This window comes from Streptantibioticus silvisoli (genome assembly GCF_027947535.2).
Classification (GTDB): Bacteria; Actinomycetota; Actinomycetes; order Streptomycetales; family Streptomycetaceae; genus Streptantibioticus_C; species Streptantibioticus_C silvisoli.
The window spans coordinates 40,093-64,139 of record NZ_JAAGKO020000017.1 but is presented as its reverse complement, the minus strand read 5'-3'; the positions used below and the strand labels follow the sequence as shown (position 1 = coordinate 64,139).

20 protein-coding genes are annotated in these 24,047 nt (G+C 73.4%); 13 read left to right on the top strand and 7 right to left on the bottom strand.

Annotated features, from left to right (window positions below):
* Positions 1–13: 13 nt before the first annotated feature.
* From POF43_RS13800 to POF43_RS13785, 4 genes are all read left to right on the top strand, one after another.
* The gene (locus POF43_RS13800) at positions 14–856 is read left to right on the top strand and encodes an ABC transporter permease (protein WP_271323770.1); all 843 of its coding nucleotides are present in this window, start codon (positions 14–16) and stop codon (positions 854–856) included.
* Positions 853–1,632 (top strand): ABC transporter ATP-binding protein, encoded by a 780-nt coding sequence (locus tag POF43_RS13795; RefSeq protein WP_271323769.1) that lies wholly within the window; start codon positions 853–855, stop codon positions 1,630–1,632. Before POF43_RS13800 ends, POF43_RS13795 begins: the two co-directional genes overlap by 4 nt.
* Before the next feature lie 109 nt (positions 1,633–1,741).
* Positions 1,742–2,725: an aliphatic sulfonate ABC transporter substrate-binding protein gene (locus POF43_RS13790; protein ID WP_271324918.1), complete on the top strand. Its 984-nt coding sequence runs from the start codon at positions 1,742–1,744 to the stop codon at positions 2,723–2,725.
* Positions 2,722–4,206 carry a sulfatase family protein gene (locus POF43_RS13785; RefSeq protein ID WP_271318287.1) on the top strand — a complete coding sequence of 495 codons (1,485 nt, stop codon included), beginning with the start codon at positions 2,722–2,724 and terminating at the stop codon, positions 4,204–4,206. The genes POF43_RS13790 and POF43_RS13785 overlap by 4 nt, the downstream gene beginning before the upstream one ends.
* 147 nt (positions 4,207–4,353) lie before the next feature.
* Here POF43_RS13785 and POF43_RS13780 read toward each other — a convergent pair whose 3' ends face one another.
* Together POF43_RS13780 and POF43_RS13775 are read right to left on the bottom strand one after the other, a co-directional pair.
* Positions 4,354–5,004 (bottom strand): HNH endonuclease family protein, encoded by a 651-nt coding sequence (locus tag POF43_RS13780; RefSeq protein ID WP_271324917.1) that lies wholly within the window; start codon positions 5,002–5,004, stop codon positions 4,354–4,356.
* A gap of 414 nt (positions 5,005–5,418) precedes the next feature.
* Positions 5,419–6,027: a hypothetical protein gene (locus tag POF43_RS13775; RefSeq protein WP_271324916.1), complete on the bottom strand. Its 609-nt coding sequence runs from the start codon at positions 6,025–6,027 to the stop codon at positions 5,419–5,421.
* Between the two features lie 399 nt (positions 6,028–6,426).
* Here POF43_RS13775 and POF43_RS13770 point away from each other — a divergent pair, with 399 nt between their 5' ends.
* A complete protein-coding gene (locus POF43_RS13770) occupies positions 6,427–7,677 on the top strand; it encodes a cytochrome P450 family protein (protein WP_282704572.1) in 1,251 nt (416 codons plus the stop codon).
* A 378-nt stretch (positions 7,678–8,055) separates the two neighbouring features.
* Here the strand turns inward: POF43_RS13770 and POF43_RS13765 are convergent, their stop codons facing one another.
* On the bottom strand, positions 8,056–8,892 hold the full coding sequence (locus POF43_RS13765; protein ID WP_271322804.1) for an SDR family oxidoreductase: 837 nt from the start codon (positions 8,890–8,892) through the stop codon (positions 8,056–8,058).
* Between the two features lie 76 nt (positions 8,893–8,968).
* Here POF43_RS13765 and POF43_RS13760 point away from each other — a divergent pair, with 76 nt between their 5' ends.
* Positions 8,969–9,409 carry a MerR family transcriptional regulator gene (locus POF43_RS13760; RefSeq protein WP_271314971.1) on the top strand — a complete coding sequence of 147 codons (441 nt, stop codon included), beginning with the start codon at positions 8,969–8,971 and terminating at the stop codon, positions 9,407–9,409.
* 185 nt (positions 9,410–9,594) lie between these two features.
* Here the strand turns inward: POF43_RS13760 and POF43_RS13755 are convergent, their stop codons facing one another.
* On the bottom strand, positions 9,595–10,404 hold the full coding sequence (locus tag POF43_RS13755; RefSeq protein ID WP_271322805.1) for a LysR family transcriptional regulator: 810 nt from the start codon (positions 10,402–10,404) through the stop codon (positions 9,595–9,597).
* Between the two features lie 67 nt (positions 10,405–10,471).
* Here POF43_RS13755 and POF43_RS13750 point away from each other — a divergent pair, with 67 nt between their 5' ends.
* Together POF43_RS13750 and POF43_RS13745 are read left to right on the top strand one after the other, a co-directional pair.
* Positions 10,472–11,362 carry an NAD(P)H-binding protein gene (locus POF43_RS13750; protein WP_271322806.1) on the top strand — a complete coding sequence of 297 codons (891 nt, stop codon included), beginning with the start codon at positions 10,472–10,474 and terminating at the stop codon, positions 11,360–11,362.
* Positions 11,359–12,048 (top strand): SDR family NAD(P)-dependent oxidoreductase, encoded by a 690-nt coding sequence (locus POF43_RS13745; RefSeq protein ID WP_271322807.1) that lies wholly within the window; start codon positions 11,359–11,361, stop codon positions 12,046–12,048. The genes POF43_RS13750 and POF43_RS13745 overlap by 4 nt, the downstream gene beginning before the upstream one ends.
* Positions 12,049–12,155: 107 nt before the next feature.
* Here POF43_RS13745 and POF43_RS13740 read toward each other — a convergent pair whose 3' ends face one another.
* On the bottom strand, positions 12,156–13,346 hold the full coding sequence (locus POF43_RS13740) for an FAD-dependent oxidoreductase (RefSeq protein WP_271322808.1): 1,191 nt from the start codon (positions 13,344–13,346) through the stop codon (positions 12,156–12,158).
* A 194-nt stretch (positions 13,347–13,540) separates the two neighbouring features.
* A complete protein-coding gene (locus POF43_RS13735; RefSeq protein WP_271322809.1) occupies positions 13,541–14,257 on the bottom strand; it encodes a TetR/AcrR family transcriptional regulator in 717 nt (238 codons plus the stop codon).
* A gap of 559 nt (positions 14,258–14,816) precedes the next feature.
* Here POF43_RS13735 and POF43_RS13730 point away from each other — a divergent pair.
* Both POF43_RS13730 and POF43_RS13725 read left to right on the top strand, forming a co-directional pair.
* Entirely contained in the window at positions 14,817–15,008 is a 192-nt protein-coding gene (locus tag POF43_RS13730) for a hypothetical protein (RefSeq protein WP_271322810.1), read from the top strand.
* Entirely contained in the window at positions 15,005–15,766 is a 762-nt protein-coding gene (locus tag POF43_RS13725; RefSeq protein ID WP_271322811.1) for a (2Fe-2S)-binding protein, read from the top strand. Before POF43_RS13730 ends, POF43_RS13725 begins: the two co-directional genes overlap by 4 nt.
* A gap of 117 nt (positions 15,767–15,883) precedes the next feature.
* On the opposite strand, the gene POF43_RS13720 is transcribed toward POF43_RS13725, so the two are convergent.
* Complete coding sequence (locus POF43_RS13720; RefSeq protein WP_271322812.1) at positions 15,884–17,185, bottom strand: FAD-dependent oxidoreductase; 1,302 nt, start codon at positions 17,183–17,185, stop codon at positions 15,884–15,886.
* A gap of 630 nt (positions 17,186–17,815) precedes the next feature.
* On the opposite strand from POF43_RS13720, the gene POF43_RS13715 reads away from it, so the two are divergent.
* From POF43_RS13715 to eccD, 3 genes are all read left to right on the top strand, one after another.
* Positions 17,816–18,436 carry a helix-turn-helix transcriptional regulator gene (locus POF43_RS13715; RefSeq protein ID WP_271315689.1) on the top strand — a complete coding sequence of 207 codons (621 nt, stop codon included), beginning with the start codon at positions 17,816–17,818 and terminating at the stop codon, positions 18,434–18,436.
* 150 nt (positions 18,437–18,586) lie between these two features.
* On the top strand, positions 18,587–22,585 hold the full coding sequence (eccCa, locus tag POF43_RS13710; RefSeq protein ID WP_443732101.1) for a type VII secretion protein EccCa: 3,999 nt from the start codon (positions 18,587–18,589) through the stop codon (positions 22,583–22,585).
* A 58-nt stretch (positions 22,586–22,643) separates the two neighbouring features.
* On the top strand, positions 22,644–24,038 hold the full coding sequence (eccD, locus tag POF43_RS13705; protein ID WP_271322814.1) for a type VII secretion integral membrane protein EccD: 1,395 nt from the start codon (positions 22,644–22,646) through the stop codon (positions 24,036–24,038).
* Positions 24,039–24,047: the final 9 nt, after the last annotated feature.

Below are 24,047 nucleotides of genomic sequence, written 5' to 3'. Positions count from 1 at the left end.
GGACGAGGCCACGATGGACATAGGGGTGCCGGGAGAGTCGAAGGCCGCCGGCGGGACCGCGACCGGTGCGGCCCGGGCCACGGCACGGCCGGCCGGGCGCCGCAAGGGCCGGTCGGTCCCCGCGCCGGTGCTCAACGTGATCGCGCTGGTGCTGGGGCTCGCGGTGTGGGCCCTGCTGGCCTGGCGCGGGGTCGGCGGTCTGCCGGGACCGCTGGCGGTGGCCCGGCGCGGCGGCGACCTGCTCAGGGACGGCACGCTGGAGGGCGACATGGTCGCCAGCCTGCGCCGGGTGCTGATCGGCTTCGCGCTCGGCACGGCGCTGGCCGTCGTGGTGGGCTTCCTGATGGGCTGGTACCCGGTGGTGCGCGGGCTGTGCGAGCCGTACATCCAGTTCTTCCGCGCCGTGCCGCCGCTGGCGCTCATCCCGCTGGCGATCGTGCTGATGGGCATCGGTGAGACCCCGAAGATCTTCGTGATCTTCCTGGCCGCGTTCCTGTCCAGCGTGGTGGCCACCCTCCAGGGGGTGGTGGGCGTGGACCGCACGCTCATCGACGCGGCGCGGGTGCTCGGCGCCCGGGACCGCACGATCTTCCTGCGCGTGGTCATCCCCGCCTCGGCGCCGTTCATCCTGGTCGGGATGCGGGTCGGGCTGGGGTCGGCGTGGGCGACCGTGGTGGCGGCGGAGCTGATCGCCGCGCAGGAGGGCCTCGGTTTCCGCATGCAGCACGCCGAGACCTACTACGACCTCGACACCATCTTCGTGGGGGTGATCGCCATCGGCGTGCTCGGCCTGGTCATGGACCGGCTGCTGCTGCTCGCCGAACGGCGGATCACCCGGTGGCAGGAGCGCCGATGACCAGCAAGATCTCCTTCCGGGACGTCACCAGGACCTTCCCGGTGAACAACGGCGCGTTCACCGCGCTCGACGGGGTGTCGCTGGACATCGGCGAGCGGGAGTTCGTCACCGTCGTCGGGCCGTCGGGCTGCGGCAAGAGCACGCTGCTGGCCCTGGCGGCCGGGCTGGACGAACCGACCTCGGGCGAGGTGACCGTGGACGGCGAGCGGGTCACCGGGCCCGGGCCGGAGCGCGGGATGATCTTCCAGCAGTACGCGCTCTTCCCGTGGCTGACGGTGCGCCGCAACGTCGAGTTCGGGCTGCGGCTGACCGGGCTGCCCGCCGCCGAGCGCCGGGCCCGCGCGACGCACGCGATCGAACTGGTCGGGCTGGCCGACTTCGCGGACGCGCTGCCCAAGACGCTGTCCGGCGGCATGAAGCAGCGCTGCGCCATCGCCCGCGCCTACGCCGTCGATCCCGAAGTGCTGCTGATGGACGAGCCGTTCGGCGCCCTCGACGCCCTGACCCGGGTGCAGTTGCAGGACCAGTTGCTCCGTACCTGGAGCGCGCAGCGGCGGACCGTGCTGTTCGTCACCCACGACGTGGAGGAGGCGGTCTACCTCGCCCGGCGGGTGGTGGTGATGGCCGCCCGGCCCGGCCGCGTCCAGGAGGTGGTCGACATCGACCTGCCCTATCCCCGTACCGAGCAGATGCGGCTGTCCCCGCAGTTCGCCGCGCTGCGCAACCGGGTCTGGAACGCCGTCTACCACCAGCCGCCGGCCGCGGCACGTCCCTGAAGCCGCACCTGAGCCGCGGCTGATCCCCCAGCCGCACCCGAGCGGGCCCGCCCGGCACCGGCGGCGGGCCCGCCCGCCCTCCTGCCCACCCCCCGAAAGGACCTCCGCCATGACCTCCTTGAACCGACGCGCCTTCTTGTCGACCCTGTGCGCGACGTCCCTTTCGCTCACCGTCGCCGCCTGCTCCTCCTCCGGCGGGTCGAGCGGCACGAAGGTGCGCTTCGGGTACATCGCCGACTTCAACGGCTCCAGCCTGCTGGCGATCGCCGCCCACCAGGGGCTGTGGAAGAAGGCGGGCCTCGATCCCAGCGTCAAGGTCTTCACCAACGGGCCGATCCAGATCGACGCGCTGGGCGCCGGCGACCTGGACTTCGGCTACATCGGCCCCGGCGCGATGTGGCTGCCCGCCAGCGGCCGGGCGAAGGTGATCGCCATCGACACCCTGACCTTCGCCGACCGCGTCATCGCCCAGCCCGGCATCACCTCGATGCAGGCGCTGCGGGGCAAGAAGGTCGGCGTCCCGGAGGGCACGTCCGGGGAGATGATCCTCAACCTGGCGCTGAAGAAGGCCGGGATGACGATGTCGGACGTGCAGAAGGTGCCGATGGACCCGGCCACCATCGTCTCCGCGTTCTCCGCCGGGCAGATCGACGGCGCGGGCTTCTACTACCCGCTGATCGACACCATCAAGAAGCGGGTCCCCAAGCTCCAGGAACTGGCCGCCGACCGGGACTTTCCCGCCGACGCCTTCCCGACCGCGTTCGTCAGCGGCCCGAAGACCGATCCGGCGCTCACCGCGAAGGTGGTCTCCGTCCTGCAGCAGGCCAACGACTGGCGTGCCGCGCACCGCGACCAGGCGATCTCACTGGCGGCCGGGCTGCTCCAGGTCACCGACGCCCAGGCCCGGCAGGACGCGTCCAACGTGCAACTGCTGACCACCGCGCAGCTGGTGGCCAGGACGAAGGACGGCACGGTGGACAAGTGGCTCAACGGGCTGGCGGACTTCTTCGTCGGCACCGGGCAGCTGAAGAAGGCCCCCGCGCCGCAGGCGTACTACGAGGGCGCCGCGTTCATCAAGGCGGCCGGCAAGTGAACTTCCTCTTCCTGATGACCGACCAGCACCGGGTGGACACCCTGGGCTGTTACGGCAACCCGCACGTGGCGACCCCGAACCTCGACCGGCTGGCCGCCACCGGCACCCGCTTCGACCGCTTCTACACCCCCACCGCGATCTGCACGCCGTCCCGGGCCAGCCTGCTCACCGGCCAGGCGCCCTTCCGGCACCGGCTGCTGGCCAACCACGAGCGCAACGTGGGCTACCTGGAGGACCTGCGCGAGGACGTCTTCACCTTCCCGCAGGCGCTGGCCGAACGCGACTACCAGCTGGGGCTGATCGGCAAGTGGCACGGCGGCACCGAGCGCAACGCCGCCTCCTACGGCTTCGAGGGCCCGGACCTGCCGGGCTGGCACAACCCGGTCGACCATCCCGACTACCTGTCCTACCTCGCCGAACGGGACCTGCCGCCGTACCGGATATCGGACCCGGTGCGCGGCACCATGCCGAACGGCAACCCCGGCAACCTGCTGGCCGCCCGGCTGCACCAGCCGGTGGAGGCCACCTTCGAGCACTACCTGGCCACCCGCGCCATCGAGCACCTGGAGCGGTACGCCGGCACCGGGCGGCCGTTCTACCTGGCCACCCACTTCTTCGGGCCGCACCTGCCCTACCTGCTGCCCGACGCGTACTACGACCTCTACGACCCCGCACTCGTCGAGCTGCCGGCCTCGATCGCCGAGACGTTCGAGGGCAAGCCGCCGGTGCAGCGCAACTACAGCGCACACTGGACGTTCGACACCATGCCGATCGAGGTCACCCGCAAACTCATCGCCGTCTACTGGGGGTACGTCACCCTCATCGACGAGCAGATCGGCCGGATCCTCGACCGGCTGGACGAACTGGGCCTGGCCGACGCCACGTCGGTGTTCTTCACCGCCGACCACGGGGAGTTCACCGGCGCCCACCGGCTGCACGACAAGGGCCCGGCGATGTACGAGGACATCTACCGCATCCCCGGCATCATCCGGGTACCGGGTCAACCACCGCAGGTGCGGCGGGAGTTCGCGACCTTGATGGACTGCACCGCCACCATCTTGGACCTGGCCGGCGCCGACGCCTCCCGGGCGGTGGACGGCAGCAGCCTGCTCCCGCTGGTGCGCGGCGAACAGCCGCCGTGGCGCGAGGAGTTGCTGGCGGAGTTCCACGGCCACCACTTCCCGTACCCGCAGCGGATGATCCGCGACGACCGCTACAAGCTCGTGGTCAACCCCGAGTCGGTCAACGAGCTGTACGACCTGGCGGCCGACCCGCACGAGCTGACCAACGCGCACGACGACCCGGCGCTGCGCCCGGTCCGCGCCCGGCTGACCCGCAGGCTGTACGACCTGCTGCGGGACCGGGGCGACAACTTCTACCACTGGATGACGTCGATGTCCGACATCGGCAGCTCCGACTACGACGTCACCCTCAGCGCGTTCGAGCCGGCCGGCGCCGACCCGGCCGCGCCGCACGCCTGACCGGCCCGGGCGGCGTGCCGGCGGGCGCGGGGTCGGCGACGGCTCACCCCGCGCCCGCTCCCGGCGCGGTCGCCCGGTCCGCGGTCGCCCGGTGCGGGATGCGCGGTCGCGGGGTGCGGGGTCGCGGGAGCGGGTGGCCGGCGTGGCTCAGCAGTTGTCGAGGACGCCGTACAGGGCGCTCTTCTCGGCGCTGTCGACGGTGAGGCCGTAGTAGTGCTTGACCTGGACCCAGGCGCGGGCGTAGGTGCACTGGTAGGAGGTCTGCGGCAGCCATTCTGCGGGGTCGTCGTCACCCTTGGAACGGTTGCTGGAGGCGGAGACGGCCAGGAGTTGGGGCCGGGTCACGTCGTTGGCGTAGGCCTGCCGCTGGGCGGTGGTCCAGGCCCAGGCACCGGAGTCCCACGCCTCGGACAGCGGCACGAGGTGGTCTATGTCGAACGTCGACGCGTCGGTGGTGGTGACCCCGTCGTAGGGGCTGGTCCACTTCCCGCTCGTCGCGGTGCACGCGGAGTTGGTGACGACGCCGGTGCCGTCCCGCTCGATGATCGTCTCCCGGGTGTCGCAGGTGCCCGATATCGTGATCCAGGTCGGGAAGAGCGACCGCTCGTAGGTGGAGGCGTGCGACTCGTCGGCGACGGTCAGTTCGGACAGGTAGGTGCGGGCGGTGGACGCGGCTATCGTCACCGGCAGCGCGGCACTGGCCGGCGTCCCGGTCGCGAGGAGCCCGCCGGCCGCGAGTGCGAGCGCGGCGAACGCGGTGACGGTCCGGCGGAACCGGGTCAGGCGGGATCTGGACATGCGGAACCTCTCCCGTTGCGTGGGGTGTTGGGGTGTGCGCCGCAACAGGATGACGGTCCGTTGTTCTATGCGGGTAGATTCGCGCGGAGAATCCTTTGTGACAACTTGATGTCGGGTTCATGTCATAACCGGCGCCAACGATGCCGCACCGGGACAGAACACCCTCCCGTCCCCCGCGCCCGGCGCTTGCGCGTGAACCGCTCTTGAGCCTTTCCGGGCCCGCCGTTGGGCACCGCTTGGGCCGTCCTTGGCGCTCACCGGCCGACCGCGCCGGCGCCGGGCGGACCGGGCGGGGTCACCTCTCGCGGCACGATCCGCGGTACCCGGCGCCGGGTGGGCGGCGGTCCGGTGCCCCGCCGCCAACCAGCGCCACGGATACGGGCGTTGACGTGGACGCCGCCGCCGGCCCGCGCCTCAGGGCCGGGCGACGGACGGCAGGCTGTCGCAGTCGTTGGTCCCTCTTCCCCACAACGCCTGGCAGAAGCGGGCGGGGAGCAGCGCCATGACGGTCGTACCGACGTCCGACGTCCCGACCCGGCCGTCGCGTTCGCCGTTGCTCACTTCCTGACATCCCGTCAGGCTCTGTGTGAGCTCGACCTCGTGGACGCCGTCGGTGAAGATCTCCAGGACGAATCCCCCGATGTCGTCCGGGCAGCTGACGGCACCGCCGGGCGGTTTGCCCAGCTTGTCGAGCGCGGCGCGGAACCGGTCGAGCTGCCCCCGGTCGGTGACGAGGGCCCGTCCCCTGATGTGCTCGGTACGGTGGTTGATGCCCACGTCCGCGTAACCGCACAGCAGCAGGCGGTCGGCGACGAGCGGTTCCAGGCTGTCGCCGCCGACGTCACGAGCCTGACGGGTCGGCAGGGAGGCGGGGCAGCGGGAGGTTCTGACCGCCTTCAGGGCGGCGGCGACGGCGGCGCGGTCGTGCGTCGCGGTGGACGGTTCCGTGTCGCATCCCGCCACGGCGACGCCGAAGGTCAGGACACAGGCGATCCAGGCCGCCGTGCTGGTGCGAACGCTCACGATTTCCCCCCGGAGTCCGACACGGGCTTGGACGCGGACGGCTCGCGATCCGTTCCGGCCGGGGGGCGCGCGGGCTCCGGCCGAGCACACGCCGGCGCACGCGTGGGCCGGGCGCGGCCGGCCACCCGGTGAGGGCTGCTCGCTCCACGCGCCGGGCTCGCGCGGGGCCGGCCGAGTGCGGGCCGGGGCGGGTGTTACCGCTGGGCAGGGGCGGTTTCGTGGCCTGTTCGGCATCGTTTCCGTCCGGCGGATCAGAGCGTAGAACAAAGGGACGCGCCCGCCGTTCGGGACGGCCGGCCATGCGCCGTCCCGGAATCGCCGGAGCCCAACGCGCCGGCTGCGACAGGCCCGGCGGGCACGGCGAACCCCCTGTGTCCGCCTCCACCGAGATGAGCATCGATGTCGTCCTCCGCACCCCGCCGCTGTCCCGTCCTCGATCCCACCGCCCGCGCCGCCCACGCGGAGGCCGCCGCCCTGCGCGCCGAGGGCCCGGCGGTGCTCGTCGAGCTTCCGGGCGGCGTCCGGGCCTGGTCGGTCACCCGGCACAACGTCATCCAGGCCCTGACCGGGGACCCGCGCGTCTCCCGGGACTTCCGCCAGCACTGGCCCGGCCTGGCCGACGTCCCCGAGGGCTGGCCCCTGGCGCCGGTCGCCCTCCAGCAGAACTTCCTGAACGCCTACGGGACGGAACACCACAGATTACGCAGGAGTGTCGCGCCGTCCTTCACACCGCGGCGGGTGGAGGAGATGCGCCCCCAGGTGCAGGCGACGGCGGACCACCTGATCAGCACCCTCGCCGAACTGCCGCCCGGTGAGAGCGTCGACCTGCGCAAGGCGCTGTCCCTGCCGCTGACCATCACGGTCATCTGCGACCTGTTCGGCGTCCCGGACTTCCTGCGCGGACCGCTGGGGGCCGCCATCGACGCGGTACTGGACACCGCGGCCGACCTGGAACGCGGCCTGGCCATCCAGACCGAACTGCACCGCCTGCTGACCCGGTTGCTGCGCCACAAGGAGTCCCACCCGGGCACGGACCTGACGAGCGATCTGATCACCGGGTCGGCGGCGGACGGGCCGCCCCTGTCGGAACCGGAACTGCTCGACACCTTCTTCCTCATGCTCGGCGCGGGCTACGAGACCGCGGTCAACCTCATCACCAGCGCCGTCCACGCCGCGCTCACCCACCCCGAGCACCTCGGCGCGGTCCGCGAGAACACCATCGGCTGGGGCGACGTCATCGAGGAGACACTGCGTCACCAGGGCCCGGTGAACTACCTGCCGATGCGCTACGCGGTGGAGGACATCGACCTGGGCGACGGCGTGCTCATCCGCCAGGGCGATCCGATCATCATCGCCTTCGCCGCCGCCGGACGCGACCCCGAACTGCACCCGCAGAACCCCGACGAGTTCGACCCCACCCGCGCCAGCAAGGAACATCTCGCCTTCGGCCACGGCCCGCACTTCTGCCTCGGCGCGCATCTCGCCCGGCTGGAGGCGCACATCGCCCTGGCCACGCTGTTCACCCGCCTGCCCCACGTCGCCCTCGCCCACCCCGAAGAACCGCCGTCCCCCGTCCCGTCGTTCATCGTCAACGGTCCCTCCTCCCTGCACGTCGTCCCGACACCGGCCGCCGCCGGACAGCGGGAGTGAACCGCCGATCGCGGCCCGCCCCGGCGCGTTGAGGCGGCACTCCCGCGTACGCGAGCGCGGTCCCCGGTACGCGAGCGCAGTCCCCGGTGCGCGAGCGTGGCACCGGGGCCGATCGCCGCACCGGGAGGGTGTCCGCGGCCGGGTGCCCGGCGCCGGGGCGGCATCCGGCTGCTGCGGCTGTCCGGCGGGCGGGCGGCCTGCCGTCCGGCGGCGAAGGCGTGCGAGGTGCGCACGGCGGTCGCCGGTCGCCGGTCGCCGGTCGCCGGTCGCCGGTCGCCGGTCGCCGGTCGCCGGTCGCCGGTCGCCGGTCGCCGGTCGCCGGTCGCCGGTCGCCGGTCGCCGGTCGCCGGTCGCGTAACGGGAGGTTGACGGTCGCGGTTACGCGAGCTCGTCCGTCACGACGGAGTACGCGACGTCGCGATGCGCCTCGTGTTCGGCGAGCCGGGCGACGAGGGACGCGCGCACGTCGTCATAGGCGTCGGACCCGAGCGGGAGCCGCAGCGGCGCCGCGCCGGTGTCGACGAGGTCGATGATGGCCTTCGCGATCTTCTGCGGGTCGTTGGGGAGGGTGAAGTCGCCGCCGGTGATCGCGCGCCGCACCTCGCCTGCCGGGGTGTCCTCGTATTCCGGCATGACCGGCGCGGTGGCGAGGGAGGAGCCGAACCCGGTCGGCGTCGCACCGGGCTCGATGATGGTCAGCCCGATGCCGAACGGGGCGATCTCGCGGGCCACCGTCTCGCAGAAGCCCTCGATCCCCCACTTCGAGGCGTGGTAGTAGCTGAAGTTCGGGTAGGTGGCCTGGCCGCCGGCGGTCGAGACCTGGAGGATGCGGCCGCGTCCCTGGGCGCGCAGATGCGGCAGCGCGGCGCGGATGACGTGGATCGAACCGAGCAGGTTGGTGTCGATCACCCGTCGGATCTGCTCGTCGGCCGCCTCCTCGACGGAGGCGAAGACGCCGTAGCCCGCGTTGTTGACGACCACGTCGATCGTGCCGAGCGCCTCGAAGGCGTCGTCCACGACCCGGTGCGCCTGTGCGGCGTCGGTGACGTCGAGCACGGCGGTCCACAGGCGGTCGCCGTGCTCGGCGCGCAGGTCGTCCAGCGCTTCGGGCCGGCGCAGGGTCGCCGCGACGCGGTCGCCGCGTGCCAGCAGGCGCTCGGTGAGCAGACGCCCGAAGCCGGAAGAGGTGCCGGTGATGAACCATGTGGTGGGCACGGTGTTCCTTTCGTCGGTTACGTCATGGACGCTAGGAGTTCGAGTCGACTTGAAGTCAACCTCGTACCCTGGAGGCATGACGACTGAGGAGACCGCCCTGAGTATCGGCAAGGTCAGCGCGCTGACCGGCCTGACCACGCACACCCTGCGCTTCTACGAGCAGGAGGGGCTGTTCGCCGCACCCGTACGGCGCAACGCGGCGGGGCGGCGGGTGTTCACCCAGGAGGAGGTGGAGTGGCTGAGGGTGTGCACCAAGCTGCGCTCGTCCGGGATGCCGCTGCCCGAGATCCGCCGCTACGCCGATCTGGCACGGGAGGGCCCCGGCAACGAGGCCGAGCGCTTCGAGATCCTGCGCCGGCACGAGGCCAGGGTGCAGCAGCAGGTGGCCGACCTCCAGGAGGCCCTCGGCATCATCCACACGAAGGTCGAGATCTACGCCCAGCACCTCACCGCCGGCACGGCCGACCAGCTGTGGCGGGACGGACCCGAGTGCGGCCCGGCTGCCGACGCCGGGTAGACCACGGTCGCCGCGGGGTTGCGGGGCCGAGGGTGCTGCGGGGACCGCGGGAGCCGCGGGGCTGCCGGCCGTGCTGGTGGGTGCGCCGGCACGCTGCCGTCCGTGGCCCGGCCGCCGAGGCCGACCACCGACCACCAACCACCGACGGCTGACGGCTCACGGCTCACGGCTCACGGCCGAACCGCTCAGGCGTTCCGCAGCGTCGTGGTGGCGACCTCCAGGAAGTCGCGCAGCAGCTTCTCGCGCCGGTCCGCGAGGGCGACCAGGCACGTCTCGATCCCGGGGACGTCCGCGACGGGGAGGTGGACGAGGTCGGGGCGGGAGTAGGAGCGCGCGACGCTCAGCGGGACGAGCGCGACGCCGTGCCCGGAGGCGATGAGCTCGAACTTCTCCTCGAGTGACGACGTCCGCCGCGTCGGCGTGTCGAGCATCCGCTCGTCGGCGAGGTCCGCGGAGGTGAGCTCGCCGCGGCACGCCAGCGGGTGCGCCGCGGGCAGGCAGGCGACCCTGGGCTCGTGGCCGATGGGGATGGTGTGCAGCCCCGAGTCGTCGAACGGCCGCCGCAGGTACCCCACCTGGGCCCGGCCGTCCCGCAGCGGCGCGTCCTGCTCCCACCAGCGCGTCGGGACGACGTCGGTCCGGACCTGGGGGTGGCGTCGGGTGAACGCCCGGATCGCGTCCGACACGTGCAGCCCGGGGGAGAAGGCGACGACGAGCCGTTGGACGCTGCGGCCGACGTCGTTCACGCGTCGCACCGCCGCCGCGACGGACGCCAGGATGCCCTGCGCCTCCTCGTAGAGCTGCTTCCCCGCGGCGGTCAGCTCCACGCTGCGGGTGGTCCGCACGAGCAGCGTGCACTCCAGCTCCTGCTCGAAGGCCCTGACCTGGCGGCTGAGCACCGGCTGGGTGATGTACAGCTGTTCCGCCGCCCGGCCGAAGTTGCGGTGCTCGGCCACCGCGACGAAGTAGCGGAGCTTGCGCAGGTCGAGATCCATGCCTTCAGGGTATCAATCGCCGGGAAGGGCATTGGACGCCGCAGGTGGTGGCGCCGAGACTCGAAGCATGATCGTCATCACCACTCCCACCGGCCAGATCGGCGGCCGGCTCCTGGACATCCTGCTCAACGAGGCCCCCGCCCGGGGTGAAGAGCTGCGCGTCATCGTGCGCGACCCCGGGAAACTGCCCGCCCAGACCCGCGACCGCGTCGACGTCGTCACCGGCTCGCACGGCGACGCCGAGGTCGTCGACCGGGCCTTCACCGGCGCCGACGCCGTCTTCTGGCTCGTCCCGTCGAACCCGCGGGCACCGAGCCCGGACGCGGTGTACTCCGGGTTCACCCGCACCGCCGCGGAGGCGTTCAGGACCCACGGCGTGGGACACGTCGTCGGCGTCTCGGCGCTCGGCCGCGGCACGCCGGCCGCCGGCCGCGCCGGGCTGGTGACGGCGTCGCTGGCCATGGACGACCTCATCGCGAGTACCGGGGTGGCCTACCGGGCGCTCGCCAATCCGACCTTCATGGACAACCTGCTGCGGCAGGTGGCGCCGATCCGCGACCACGGCGTGTTCACCGACACCGTCACCGCCGACCGCAAAGCCCCGGCGGCCGCCACCCGGGACATCGCCGCGGCCGCCGCCGGCCTGCTGCTCGACCGCTCGTGGACCGGGACGGGCGAGGTCCCGGTGCTGGGCCCCGAGGACCTCTCGGCGGACGACATGGCACGCATCATCTCCGACGTGCTCGGCCGCCCGGTCCGCTACGAGCGGCAGTCGCTCGACGACTTCCGCGCCGTACTCCACGGGATCGGGAACGCGATCGCCGACGGCTACGTGGACATGATGCGCGCCAAGGACGACGGCCTGGACGACGGCGTGCGGCGCACCCCGCGGACCGCGAGCCCGACCACCTTCCGCGCCTGGTGCGAGGAGGTCCTGAAGCCGGCGGTCCTGGCATGAGCACCAGGACCGCGCTCATCGTCGGGGCGTCCCGCACCCTCGGGCTCGGCCTCGCCACCGAGTACACCCGCCGCGGCTGGGACGTCATCGGGACCGTCCGGGGCGGTGGCCGCACCGGTCTGCACGAGCTGGCCGAGGCGTCCGGGGGCAGCGTGACAGTCGAGTCGCTGGACATGACGAAGCCGGACCGGATCACCGCGCTGCGCGACCGGCTGGCGGAGCGCACCCTCGACCTGCTGTTCGTCAACGCGGCCATCACGAGGGGCGACATCCCGATCGGCGACGTGCCGGAGGAGATGTTCACCGAGGTCATGGTCACGAACGCGCTCAGCCCGATGCGCGTGGTCGAGTCCTTCCGCTCGCTGGTCGCGCCGACGGGGACCATCGGCGTCATGTCCTCGACCCAGGGCAGCGTCGGTCTGAACACCAACGGCGGTCAGGACGTCTACCGCGCCAGCAAGTCCGCCCTGAACCAGCTGATGCGCGGCTACGCCGCCCGGCACACCGACGCCGCGCACACCCTCCTGCTCATCTGCCCCGGGCACGTCCGCACCGAACTCGGCGGTCCGGACGCACCGTTGAGCATCGACCAGTCCGTCCCGGGCGTGGTGGACACGATCGACCGCCACAGCGGCGAACCGGGCCTGAGATTCCTCAACCACCAGGGCCGGCCGGTGCCCTGGTAGGGGCGCCGGCCAGGAACGCCGTCACCAGGGCGCGGGCGAGATCCGCCGCGAGGACCGTCATCTCCTGCCCCGGAAACGGGATGCGGGCGCGGGAACGGGGCGCGGTGTCAGCCGGTCCGGTCGCGCAGGCGGTCGTACCGGGCGAACTGGTCGAGCAGGGGCTGCGGGGCGGTGTCGCTGAAGCACAGGACGAGGTTCGCGGCGGACTCGGCGGCGGCGGACTCACCGCGCGGGAACAGCGCCTGCTCGTAGGCGGCGAGCGCCTTCTCCTGCTCGTCCGGGTGGGCGGCGAGTGCCAGGGCGAGTTCGGCGCCGTCGAGCATGGCGAGGTTGGCCCCCTCGCCGGCGAAGGGGGACATCAGGTGGGCGGCGTCGCCCAGCAGCGTGACCCCGGGTGTGCGGTCCCAGCGGTGGCCCACGGGCAGGGCGTGGACCGGCCGCGCGACCAGCGTGCCGTCGGCGTCGACGACCAGCGCGCGCAGGCTGGGATGCCAGTCGGCGAAGTGCTCCAGCAGCGCGGCCTTGGCGGCACCGGTGTCGCCGGTGCCGACGCCGGAGGACCACTCCTCGGGCACGGTGAGCGCGGCGTAGACGTGCAGTCGGGCGTCGGGCTCGCGGTGGGCGAGGAAGCCCTTGCCGGCGCCCAGCGCGAAGAGCATCCCGCCGCCGATCAGCTCGGCCGCCTCGCGGTGGCGGGTGTCGGCGTCCCGCAGGTCGAACTCCACGAAGGACATCCCCGTGTACCGGGGGACGTCCCGCGAGACCAGGGGCCGGATCCGCGACCAGGCCCCGTCGGCCCCGACCAGCAGGTCGGTGGTGAACCGCGTCCCGTCGGCCAGGCTCACCTCGTGCCGCCCCGGGCCCAGCGGGCGGGCGCCGGTGACCTTGCGGCCCCAGCGGACGGTGCCCTCGGGCAGTGCGCCGAGCAGCAGGTCGCGCAGCTGCCCGCGCTCGACCTCGGGCCGGCCGCCGTCGCCGTCGTCCTCCTCCCGCCGGCCCACCACGGCGTTCCGGTCGAGGACGCGCAGGGCCTCGCCACCGGGCAGGACCAGCGCCCGGAACTCGTCGTACAGGCCGGCGGCCCGCAGGGCGACCTGGCCGGAGTCCTCGTGGATGTCGAGCATCCCGCCCTGCGGACGGGCGGTCGCGGAGGCGTCGAGGTCGAACACCGCGGCCTCGATACCGTGGGCGTGCAGGACCCGGGCCAGCGTCAGACCGCCCAGTCCGGCGCCGACAACGGCAATCGGGTGGTGCTCGGCCTCGGGATGCTGGTCGGGGCTGGGGTGCTGGTCGGTCATGGGGGCGCTCCGTGTGGTGAAGGTCGTGGGGCCGGGAGAGGCGGGAGATCGTGACGTCGCGGCAGTCGTCAGGCCGAAGTCGTCGGGCCGGGAGATGCGGGAAGCCGGGGGCGCGAAAGCCGGGAGGCCGTGCCGCCCCAAGCCCGTGAACGGTGGGTGCCGCCCCAAGCCCGTGAACGGTGGGTGCCGCGGGCTCAGGACCGGCGGCCGGGCGGGCCGGTGGTGTCGGGTACCGGCGTGGCCAGGAGCCCGCTGATCAGCGCCTGGAAGCCCCAGGTCAGGCGGGCGGGGCCGGTACCGCTGAGCAGGGTGTCACCGAGAGCGGCGATGTGCGGATGGCGGTCCGCGGAGGCGGCACGCAGGACGCCGGTCAGCGCGTCCCAGTCGTCCTGGGCGCCGGCGTCCTGGTCGCGGGTGGACTGCTCGGCGGCGGTCGAGGTCGCGAACAGCAGCAGCAGGTCCACGCCCCAGGCCGCCCGGGCCGGGGCCACCCCGCCCTCCGCCAGCAGTGCCAGGACCGCCTCGACCAGGTCCAGGTAGTGGTCGCCGCTGGGGCGGGCCACCAGCGCGGAACGGGCCAGGGCCGGGTGTTCGAACAGCACCTCGATGTACGAGGTGAGCACCCCCAGCAGCCGGTCGCGCCAGTCGCCGCCGGCGCGCCCGGCGGACAGGTCGACCGCGCCGAGCAGCTCGTCCAGGATCGCCGCGTGCAGTTCGGCGGTGTTGGCGACGTACACGTACAGCGAGGCCGGACCGGTGTCCAGCTCCTGCGCCAGGCGCCGCATGGTGACCCGCTCCAGACCCTCGGAACGCATCACCTCCACGGCTGCGGCGACGATCCCGGCGCGGGTCAGCGCGGGCTTGGCGGGCCGCTCGCGACGGCTGCGGGGCTCCTTGGCGTCTGCTCTCATGACCCGACGGTAACGAACATGTTCGTTACGAGCAAGTTCGACGCGAACGCGTTCGTCAGACAACCGGACGCCGAGCGAGGGGGCAGGGAGTCTTCGCCGCGCCTCCCACCCGGCGGGCTCGTCGCGCCCGTATCCCGGCTCGCTACGCGCCGCTCGACGCGGACGCCGCCCCGCGCGATCGCCTGACGGGTCGGCGGACCACCGACCGGTCGCGCAGCACGTGGGCAAGCACGGATCACGGATCGCGGGGAAACCGCGGCCGATCCTCGGCACGGCAGAGCCAGTTCGGCGCGGCGTCGGTACCCGATGACGACGCGGCGTCGGTACCCGACGGCGGTGACGAACCCCAAAGGTGGGACCTTTGGCGGCCGTTGACGCCCCCCGCAACGCGTCCTTAGGCTTTCGGGACCAGTGGTGGCACGAGAAAGCCGGTGGGAATCCGGCGCGGTCGCGCCACTGTGAACGGGTCACCCCGAAGCGGGGACCCGAAGCCGGGCACTCCGCCGTCACGGCGCTCCAGCGTTTGAGGGACGCACGATCCCCTGAAGGAGACGTACTCGTGAGCAGTTCGTCCGCACCCGGCCTCCCCGCACCGGTCGCCCCGCCGGCGTCCGGAGCGGTCCCCCGGCCGGCCGACGGCGCCCCGGCCGCGCTGAGCCTCGCCCCGCCGGCCGACCGGCTCCTCCAGCCCGTCGGCAGCGCGGCGCGGCGCACGGCACCCGTTCGGCCGGAAACGGCCACCACCGCATGACGAACCCGTCGGCCGCGGTCCCGGACGAGATCGCGGCGCTCGGCCCGTACTTCGCCTTCGCCTCGCACGACGGCGGCAGCGCGCCGGGCGGACCGTGGCGTGTGATGAACGAGGTGGTCGACGGGCGTTCGCCGGCGCTGCGCGACCGGGTCACCGCCGTCCGCGGCCACCTCGCGGCGGGCGGCGGCAGGCCACCGCAGGGCGTGGAGCTGCGGGTCGCCGCGTCGGTGGCCCACCTCGGACTCACCGCACGGCTGATCTCACCGCTCCTGGCCCTGACCGCGCTGTACGGGCGACCGCCGCTGCTGGACCTGGCGCGGACCTGGTGGCAACCCGAGCTCGGCGGGGTCTTCCCGCTGTCGTTGCCCCGGTGGACGGCCGGCCCCGGAACGCCGCGGGACGACGCCGGGGCCGTGCTCGACGGTCCCGTCCGTCAGCTGGTCGACGCCGTCGCCGCCGTCCCCGTCTCCCGCCACATCCTGTGGGGCAACGTCGCCTCCGCCGTCAACGGCGCCGCCACGGTGGCCGGCGCGTCGGGCACCGACCTGGGCCGGCGGGTGCGCGAGACCGCGACGAGGCTGCTGAACCATCCGGACCTGCGCGACGCGCACACCCGCTCCGGTGCGAACGGCGCCTTCCGCCGCGGAAGCTGCTGTCTGATCTACCGCGCCGCACTCAGCGCTCCCGGCGCGCCCGTCCCCGCGGGAGCCCTGTGCGGGGACTGCGTGCTGGCCGGACGCGTCGGGCGGAACGGCTGAACCGGTCCGGCCCGCCGACGAACCGCCTGAGTCCCGCAGGTCGTCCGCCCCGCTCGCCCGTCCGCCCGCACCCCACCGCCGGGGGCACGAGCGGACGGCATCCGTGACGGGGACGCCTCAGCGCTGTTCGGGCAGCGGGTTCTGGGCCATCCGCTGTTCGCCCGTGCGCGCCGCTTCCCGTACGACGGAGAATCCGTAGGCGGTCATCTCGCGCTCGTAGGCGGTCAGGGCCTCGGCCAGGGAGGTCCGCCCGTCGGCGGCCTTGGCGAGTTCACGACCGAGCAGGACGCCGTCGCGCATCGCGATGTTGGCCCCGCGGCCCAGGGTGGGCGTCATCGCGTGGATCGCGTCGCCGAGAAGGGTGACGTTGACCGGCGTGTCGAGCGCGGCCGGCACGCTGGTGCGCATCTCGACGAGGAAGAACGAGGCCGGGTCGGCGCGGCGCACGAGTCCGGCGGCGCCGGCCGGCCAGTCCTGGAGGGTCCGCGCGGCGATCTCGCGCAGTTCCTCCCCGGAACGGGCGCGCGCCGTACGGCCGGTGTCGGAGGCGGAGGCGGGGTCCGGGGCGGAGGCAGGGGCGGGGTCGGTGTCGGAGACGGTGTCGCTGTCACCGCCGGCGAAGAACTCGTGGCGACCGCCGACGATGCACACGACGTAGTCGTCCTGGTGACGCATCGGGATGCCGGGGGCGTGGCGCTCGGCGGCCTCGGTGGGGGATGTCGCGAAGCGCACGGACCCGAGCCCGAGGAAGACCTTCCGTTCGTCGGTGGCGACGGTGAAGATGTCCTTGAGGGTCTCGGCGGGCACGAGCGGCTCGGCCGTGGCCATGGGCAGGCGCCCGTAGATCGCGGTGATGCCCGCGTCGACGGTCTCGCAGTACGGGGCGCGTTGCCTGCGGACCGCCGACCGGATGCCGTCCGCCCCGACCAGGACGTCGCCGTGCGCCGTCGACCCGTCGGCGAAGAAGGCGGTCACGCCCTCGGCGGTGCTCTCGTAGCGTTCGAGGGTCCGGCCGAAGTGCACGGCGTCGTCCAGGCCGGCGAGCAGGATCTGGCGCAGGGTCGCCCGGTCGACGTTCGCGTGGACCGCCGTGCCGTCGTGCCCCGGCCACACGTCGCCGTGCTCGTCGTGGGTCGGCAGGCGCTTGATGACCGACAGGTCCGGCGCCAGGATCGTGGTGAACGGCTCGGTGTACTGGGCCGTCGCCTCGAACACGGCACGCAGGTCGTCGGGGAGGACTTCCCGGGCGGCGTTGATCGCGTCGGCGTCCAGGTGCAGGCGGTAGCCCTGCGGACGGTCCCAGGGGCTCGCGTCGCGCTCGAAGACCGCGACGTCGATCCCGTGGCCCCGCAGCGACCGGGCGAGCGTCAGGCCGCCGAGACCGGCGCCGGCGATGAGGACTCTCAGCTGTGCAGACATGGTGGTCCCTTGTTCGAGATGCAACAAAGGACGCACGGGTGGCCTGCGACCAGGCGCTTGTACGAACGCTCTCGCGTTACCCGGACTACCTACCGGGCAGTGACTTTCGTACGTCGCCGCCGACGCTAACGACCGGCTGACGCGCTCGTCAAGTCACCCGTCCGTGGCGCGAACGGCCGCCGGTTCACGCGACGCGCCAGCGTGCGCGGGGCAGGTTCCGGGCGAACGCGGCGCCGGCGACCCGGTGCTCGCGGTGGTCGCCGTCCCCCGCCGTACGGGCCGCGTCCGGTCGACCGTCGCGCGGTGCGAACGTGCCGGCGCGGGCGGCGGGCGGGGCCGGCCGGGCGGCGGCGTGGCCGCGGTCTCGCGCGGACGTGGCGGAAGGCCGACCGGTTGCGTTCCGGGCCGGTTCGGGGGCGACGCGGACCGCGCATTCGGCACGAACGGGCAAGTAGGGGCCCCGATGGGGCATCCGGCGACCGGATGATTATATGAATAGGCCACGTACTTCGAACGGCCACGCGGCGCAGCTCAGCAGGGCTTCGCCGCGGGTTCGTCGCACCTGGGCGCCGGTCGCGCCCCCTCCGCGACGCCGGCCCTCCTTGACCTGACCGAACGAGTGGGAGACGCATGGGCGCGGTGAGTGTGGCGGTGCACGCCGCCGATCCGATCACCAGGCACGCGCTGGTCAGTTTCATCCAGCAGAAACAGCAGTTCGTGCTCTCCCGGCTGGGGGACCCCGGAGCGGCCGACGTGGTGGTGGTCGAGCTGCACAACGCCGACAACCAGGCCATCGAGGGCCTGCGCCGCCTGACCTTCCTCGGCACGAGGTTCCTGGTGCTGGTCAACGGCACCTGGAACGCCGACCTCAACACCGCGCTGGAGGCGGGGGTGCGGGCCGCGATCCTGCGGCCGGACTTCGCCTGGCAGCGGTTCAGCGACGCGATCCGGGCGGTGAGCGAGGGGCACGGCGACCTGCCGTCGGCGTTGCAGGGGCGGTTGATGGACCAGTTGCAGCGCACCAACCGGGAGGTGCTGCAACCGCGCGGGCTGACCGCGTCGGGGCTGACCGTGCGGGAGATCGACGTGGTGCGGCTGGTGGCCGACGGCACCGACCTCAAGGACATCGCCGAGGTGCTCGGTTACTCGGAGCGGACCGTCAAGAACGTGCTGTACGGGCTGATCAAGCGGCTGGGGCTGCGCAACCGCACGCACGCGGTCTCCTACGCCATCCGCAACGGGGTCATCTGAGGCGCGGGCGGGGGCCGGACGGCAACAACAGGCAGCCCGGGCTGCACTGACAGGCAAAGTCGCCCGCTCGCGACCGGATCAGGCCGGTACGGCTGCCTATAGTCGGGTCAATGTCATGAACGCGCAGGAAAGAGTTCGCGATTGAGCACCGTGGTCGCCAAGCGTTCCCCGCGCGCCGAGGGTCCCCGGATGCCCGAGGGACAGGTCGAGTTGGCGGAGCCGCCCGTGCTGGGCGAGCCGGCCGGCGCCGACTTCGGTTCGGCACTGATGTACCTGCCGATGGGCATGGGCACCGGGGCGATGGTCCTGATGTTCTCCATGCGCGGCGGCGGCCCGACGACGTACATGATGTCGGGGATGATGGGCGTCGCCATGATCTGCATGACGCTGACGCAGATCGGCCGCACCTCCGGGGAGCGGCGCCGCAGGATGCGGGCCGAACGCCGCGACTACCTGCGGTACCTCGCGCAGCGGCGCCGGCAGGCCCGGCAGGCGGCGGAGCAGCAGCGGGCCGCGCTGCTGTGGGACAACCCGGACGTGCGCGACCTGTGGGCCGTGGCGGCCGGCGACCGGCTGTGGGAACGGCGGCCGGCGCACCCGGACTTCGGGCGGGTGCGGATCGGCCTGGGCCGGCGGCGGGCGGCACTGGAGTTCGTACCGCCGCAGACCAAGCCGGTGGAGGACCTGGAGCCGCTGGCGGCGGTGTCGCTGCGCCGGTTCACCAAGGCCCACCAGAGCGTGCCGCAGTTGCCGATCCCGGTGGCGTTGCGCCGGTTCACCAGCGTGGAGTTCGCCGGCGGGGGTGAGGCGGCGCTCGGCCTGATGCGGGCCATGGTCGCCCAGCTGGCGGTCTTCCACTCCCCCGACGAGCTGCGGATCGCGTTCCTGGGCGGCGAGAGCGGCCGTGCCGAGTGGGACTGGCTCAAGTGGCTGCCGCACAACGGGCATCCGGCGGAGCAGGACGACGCCGGGCAGGCGCGGCTGGCGGCCGAGGACCACGACACGCTCATGGATCTGCTGGGCACCGAGGTGCGCGACCGCCCCGACCACGACCCGGACGCGGCGCCCGGTGCGGGCGAGCCGCTGGTGGTGATCGTGGCGCAGGGCGTGGCGGTCCCGGCGTCGTCGCGGCTGCTGGCCGGCGGGCTGCGCAACGTGGTGGTGCTGGACGCCACCGGTGCGATGCCGGGCGGCCCGAAGGTGCTGCGGCTGGTGGCGCGGGACGGCTCGGTGGAGTTCCCGTCCGGCGACGAGGCGGTGACGGCGGACGCGGACGCGCTGAGCCGGCCGGGGGCGGAGTTCCTGGCGCGGCGGCTGGCGCCGATCCGTACCGGTGGCAGCGTCGACCTGGCGGACGCGCCGCTGGAGTCGGACTTCGACCTGACGGCGCTGCTGGGCCTGCGCGACCCGCGCACCTTCGACGTGCAGGCGACCTGGCGGCCGCGGCTGGCGCAGTCGGCGCGGCTGAAGGTGCCGCTGGGGGTGACCGAGGACGGCGAGGTCGTCGAGCTGGACCTGAAGGAGTCGGCGCAGGGCGGCATGGGGCCGCACGGATTGCTGATCGGCGCGACCGGTTCCGGCAAGAGCGAGCTGCTGCGGACGCTGGTGATGGGCCTGGTGGCCACCCACTCCTCCGAGGTGCTCAACCTGGTGCTGGTGGACTTCAAGGGCGGTGCGACGTTCCTCAACATGGACCGCCTGCCGCACACCTCGGCGGTCATCACCAACCTGGCCGACGAGATCCACCTGGTCGACCGGATGCGTGACTCCATCAACGGCGAGATGATCCGCCGCCAGGAGCTGCTGCGCGAGTCGGGGTACTCCTCGCTGTTCGACTACGAACGGGCGCGGGGGGCCGGCGCGGACATCACGCCGTTGCCCTCGCTGCTGATCATCGTCGACGAGTTCTCCGAACTGCTGGCCAGCAAGCCGGAGTTCGTCGACCTGTTCGTGTCGATCGGCCGGCTGGGCCGCTCGCTGGGCGTGCACCTGCTGCTGGCGTCGCAGCGGCTGGACGAGAGCCGCATCCACAAGGTCGAGGGCCACCTGTCGTACCGGCTGGCGCTGCGGACGTTCTCCTCGATGGAGTCGCGCAGCGTCATCGGGGTCTCCAGCGCCTACGAGCTGCCGTCGGCGCCGGGCAACGGGTTCTTGAAAGTCGACACGACGAACCTGGTGCGGTTCAAGGCCGCCTACGTCTCCGGCCCGGCGCCGGAGCCGGTGAGCGAGGCGGAGGTCTCGGCGCGCGAGGCGCGGGCGGAGCAGGAGGTCACCCCGTTCGACCTGCGGCGGCAGGGCCGTTGGCTGTCGGAGCGGCTGGAGGAGGAGCTGGCGGAGCTGGCCGCCCGTTCCCGGCGCCCGGCGCACCGCGACGAGCCGGCGGCGGCCGGCGCCGGGGCCGGGGCCGAGCAGCAGAACGAGGAGAGCCTGCTGGAGCTGCTGGTGGGGCGGCTGGAGGAGAGCGGTCCGCCGGCCCGCCAGGTGTGGCTGCCGCCGCTGACGTCCTCGCCGAGCCTGGACCAGCTGCTGCCGGGCATCGTGCCGGACCCGGTGCGCGGCATGAGCGCGGTGGACTTCCCCGCGACCGGGGCGCTGCGGATGCCGCTGGGCATGGTGGACCGGCCGTTCGAGCAGTCGCGCGACCTGCTGGCCGCCGACCTGTCGGGCGCCGACGGCCACGTGGGCCTGGTGGGCGCTCCGCAGACCGGCAAGTCGACGATGCTGCGCACCTTGATGCTGTCGCTGGCGCTGACCCACACCCCGCAGGAGGCCCAGTTCTACTGCCTGGACTTCGGCGGCGGCGGCCTGGTCTCCACGGCCGGCCTGCCGCACGTGGGTTCGGTGGCAACCCGGCTGGAGCGCGACCGGGTGCTGCGGACGGTGGCGGAGCTGACGTACCTGCTGGAGAAGCGCGAGGCGGAGTTCACCGAACGCGGCCTGGAGTCGATGGCGGCCTACCGGGCGCTGCGGGCCTCCGGGGCGATCCAGGACGCCTACGGTGACGTGTTCCTGGTGATCGACGGCTACTTCACGCTGCGGCAGGACTTCGAGGACCTGGAGCCGCGGGTCATCGAACTGGCCGCGCGCGGGCTGTCGTTCGGCATGCACGTGATCATCTCGGCGGTGCGCTGGTCGGAGATCCGGCCGCGGCTGCGGGACATGCTGGGCACCAAGTTCGAGCTGCGGCTGGGCGATTCGATGGAGTCGGAGGTCGGTTCGCGGATCGCGGCGGCGGTGCCGCACCAGCCGGGCCGCGGCCTCACACCGGCCGGGCACCACTTCCTGTCGGCACTGCCGCGGCTGGACTCCTCGTCGCGCACCGATGACCTGACGGCGGCCACCAAGGCGGCGGTCGCCGAGATCGACACGTTCTGGACCGGTCCCCCGGCGCCCGGGGTGCGGCTGCTGCCGACCCGGTTGCCGGTGGACCGACTGCCGTCCGCCGAGGGCGATCTGCGGTTCTGCCTGGGCCTGGACGAGCAGCGTCTCGAACCGGCCTGGCACGACTTCCGCGCCCAGCCGCACCTGATGGTGTTCGGCGACGGGGAGACCGGCAAGACCAACGCGCTGCGCCTGGTGATCCGTTCCATCGTCGAGCGCTACACGCCCGAGCAGGCCCGCATCATGGTGGCGGACCCCGGGCGCGGGCTGCTGAAGTCGGTGCCGGAGGAGTACCGGGTCGGCTACGTGGTCGACGCCGACGCGCTGGGGCAGTTGGCGAACAACGCGGCGATCTCGGTGGGCAAGCGGGTGCCGGGCCCGGAGGTCACCCCGGAGCAACTGGCCCGCCGGGACTGGTGGAGCGGGCCGCTGCTGTTCGTGCTGATCGACGACTACGACCTGTTCTCCGGCACGCCGGGCGCCCCGTCGCCGATGACGCCGCTGGTGCCGCTGCTGGCGCAGGGGCTGAACATCGGCATGCACCTGGTGGTCGCCCGCAGCACCTCCGGCGCCATACGCTCGATGATGGACCCGGTACTGCGCCGGCTGTGGGAGCTGGGCAACCCGGCGCTGCTGTTCTCCTACCCCAAGGAGGAGGGCAAGTTCCTCGGCGAGGCCAAGCCGCGCACCCTGCCGGCCGGCCGCGCCCAGCTGGTGACCCGCCGTTCCGTCAAGCTCGTGCAGACCGGGTGGGTGGACGCCCCGTGACCGTCCCCGCCGCGCGACCGCACCGCACATCCCCACGTACCCGCAACGGAGCCGCCCGATGACCACTGCGTACGCCGCGGCCGACTCCGGGCCCCGGGTCTGCCGGATCACCGTCGTCGGCCCCGAGGGCCGGGCCGATCTGGCGGTGCCGGCCGGCACCCCGCTGTCCGCGCTCATGCCGGTGCTGGTGCGGCACGTCGCGCCGGGGCCGGCCGAGCCGGGCACGCCGTGGGTGCTGCAACGGCTCGGGGAGGACCCGCTCGACCCGGACGGCACGCCGGACAGTACGGGCCTGCGCCACGGCGACCTGCTGTACCTGCGGCCGGCGCCTGCGGTGTTGCCGGCGTTGCAGTTCGACGACATCAGCGACGGGGTGGCGCTCACCGTGGGCGCGTTGCCGGGCCGGTGGCGGCCGGCGCTGACCCGGGGGCTGGCGCTGGCGCTGGCGGTGGTGGCGCTGGCGGCACTGGCGGCGGCGCTGCTGGGCGCGGGGCCGGGCGCGCGGTCGGCGGTGCCGGCCGCGGTGGCGGCGCTGGTGCTGGGCGCCGGGTGCGTGGCGGCGGCGCGGGCCGGGGCGAACCGGGGCGCGGCGGTGACGGCGGGGCTGGGCTGTCTGGGGTTCGCGGCGCTGGTGGGGCTGACGTTCCGGCACGGGCCCGGCGGCGGTTACGCGCCGGGGCTGCCGGGGCTGCTGGTGGCCGCCGGGTGCGTCGTGGTGTGCGCGGTGGCGCTGCTGGCGCTGCGGGCGCTGCCGCCGGAGATCCCGGGGACCGCGCTGCTGACGGCGGTGGCGGCCGGGATCGCCACCGGGCTGATGACGGTGGTCGGCTGGCACGGCGGGCAGGCGGCGACCGTGGTGGCGGTGGCGATGTTCGCCGGCGGGCACTTCGGGCCGCGGCTGACGCTGCGGCTGGCCCGGCTGCGGGTGCCGCTGCTGCCGCGGGACGCGGAGGAGTTGCAGCGCGACATCGAACCGGAGCCGCAGGAGCGGGTGGAGCGGCGGGTGCGGATCGCCACGCTGTGCCTGGACGTGATCAGCCTGTCGTCGGCGTTCGTGTACGTGGCGGGCGTGTGGTTCATGACGCACGCGGACGGCTGGATCGGCTGGGTGCTGCCGCTGCTGTTCTGCGCGGCGGTGCTGCTGCGCTCGCGGGCGCTGACCGGCACGTTGCAGCGGCTGCCGCTGGTGGTGGCGGGCGCGGTCGGGCTGGTGACGCTGCTGCTGGTGCGGCTGGCGCCGGACGGTCCGGACGCGCGGATCGCGGTGACGGCGGTGCTGCTGGCGGCGGTCGGCGGGCTGCTGGTCGCGGCGTGGCGGCTGCCGTCGGGGCGGCTGCTCCCGGTGTGGGGGCAGAGCGGCGACACGCTGGAGATGGTGACGGCGATCGCGCTGCTGCCGCTGCTGTTGCAGGCGTTGCACACCTACGCCTACTTCCGGTCGCTGGCCGGCTGAGGGGGCGGG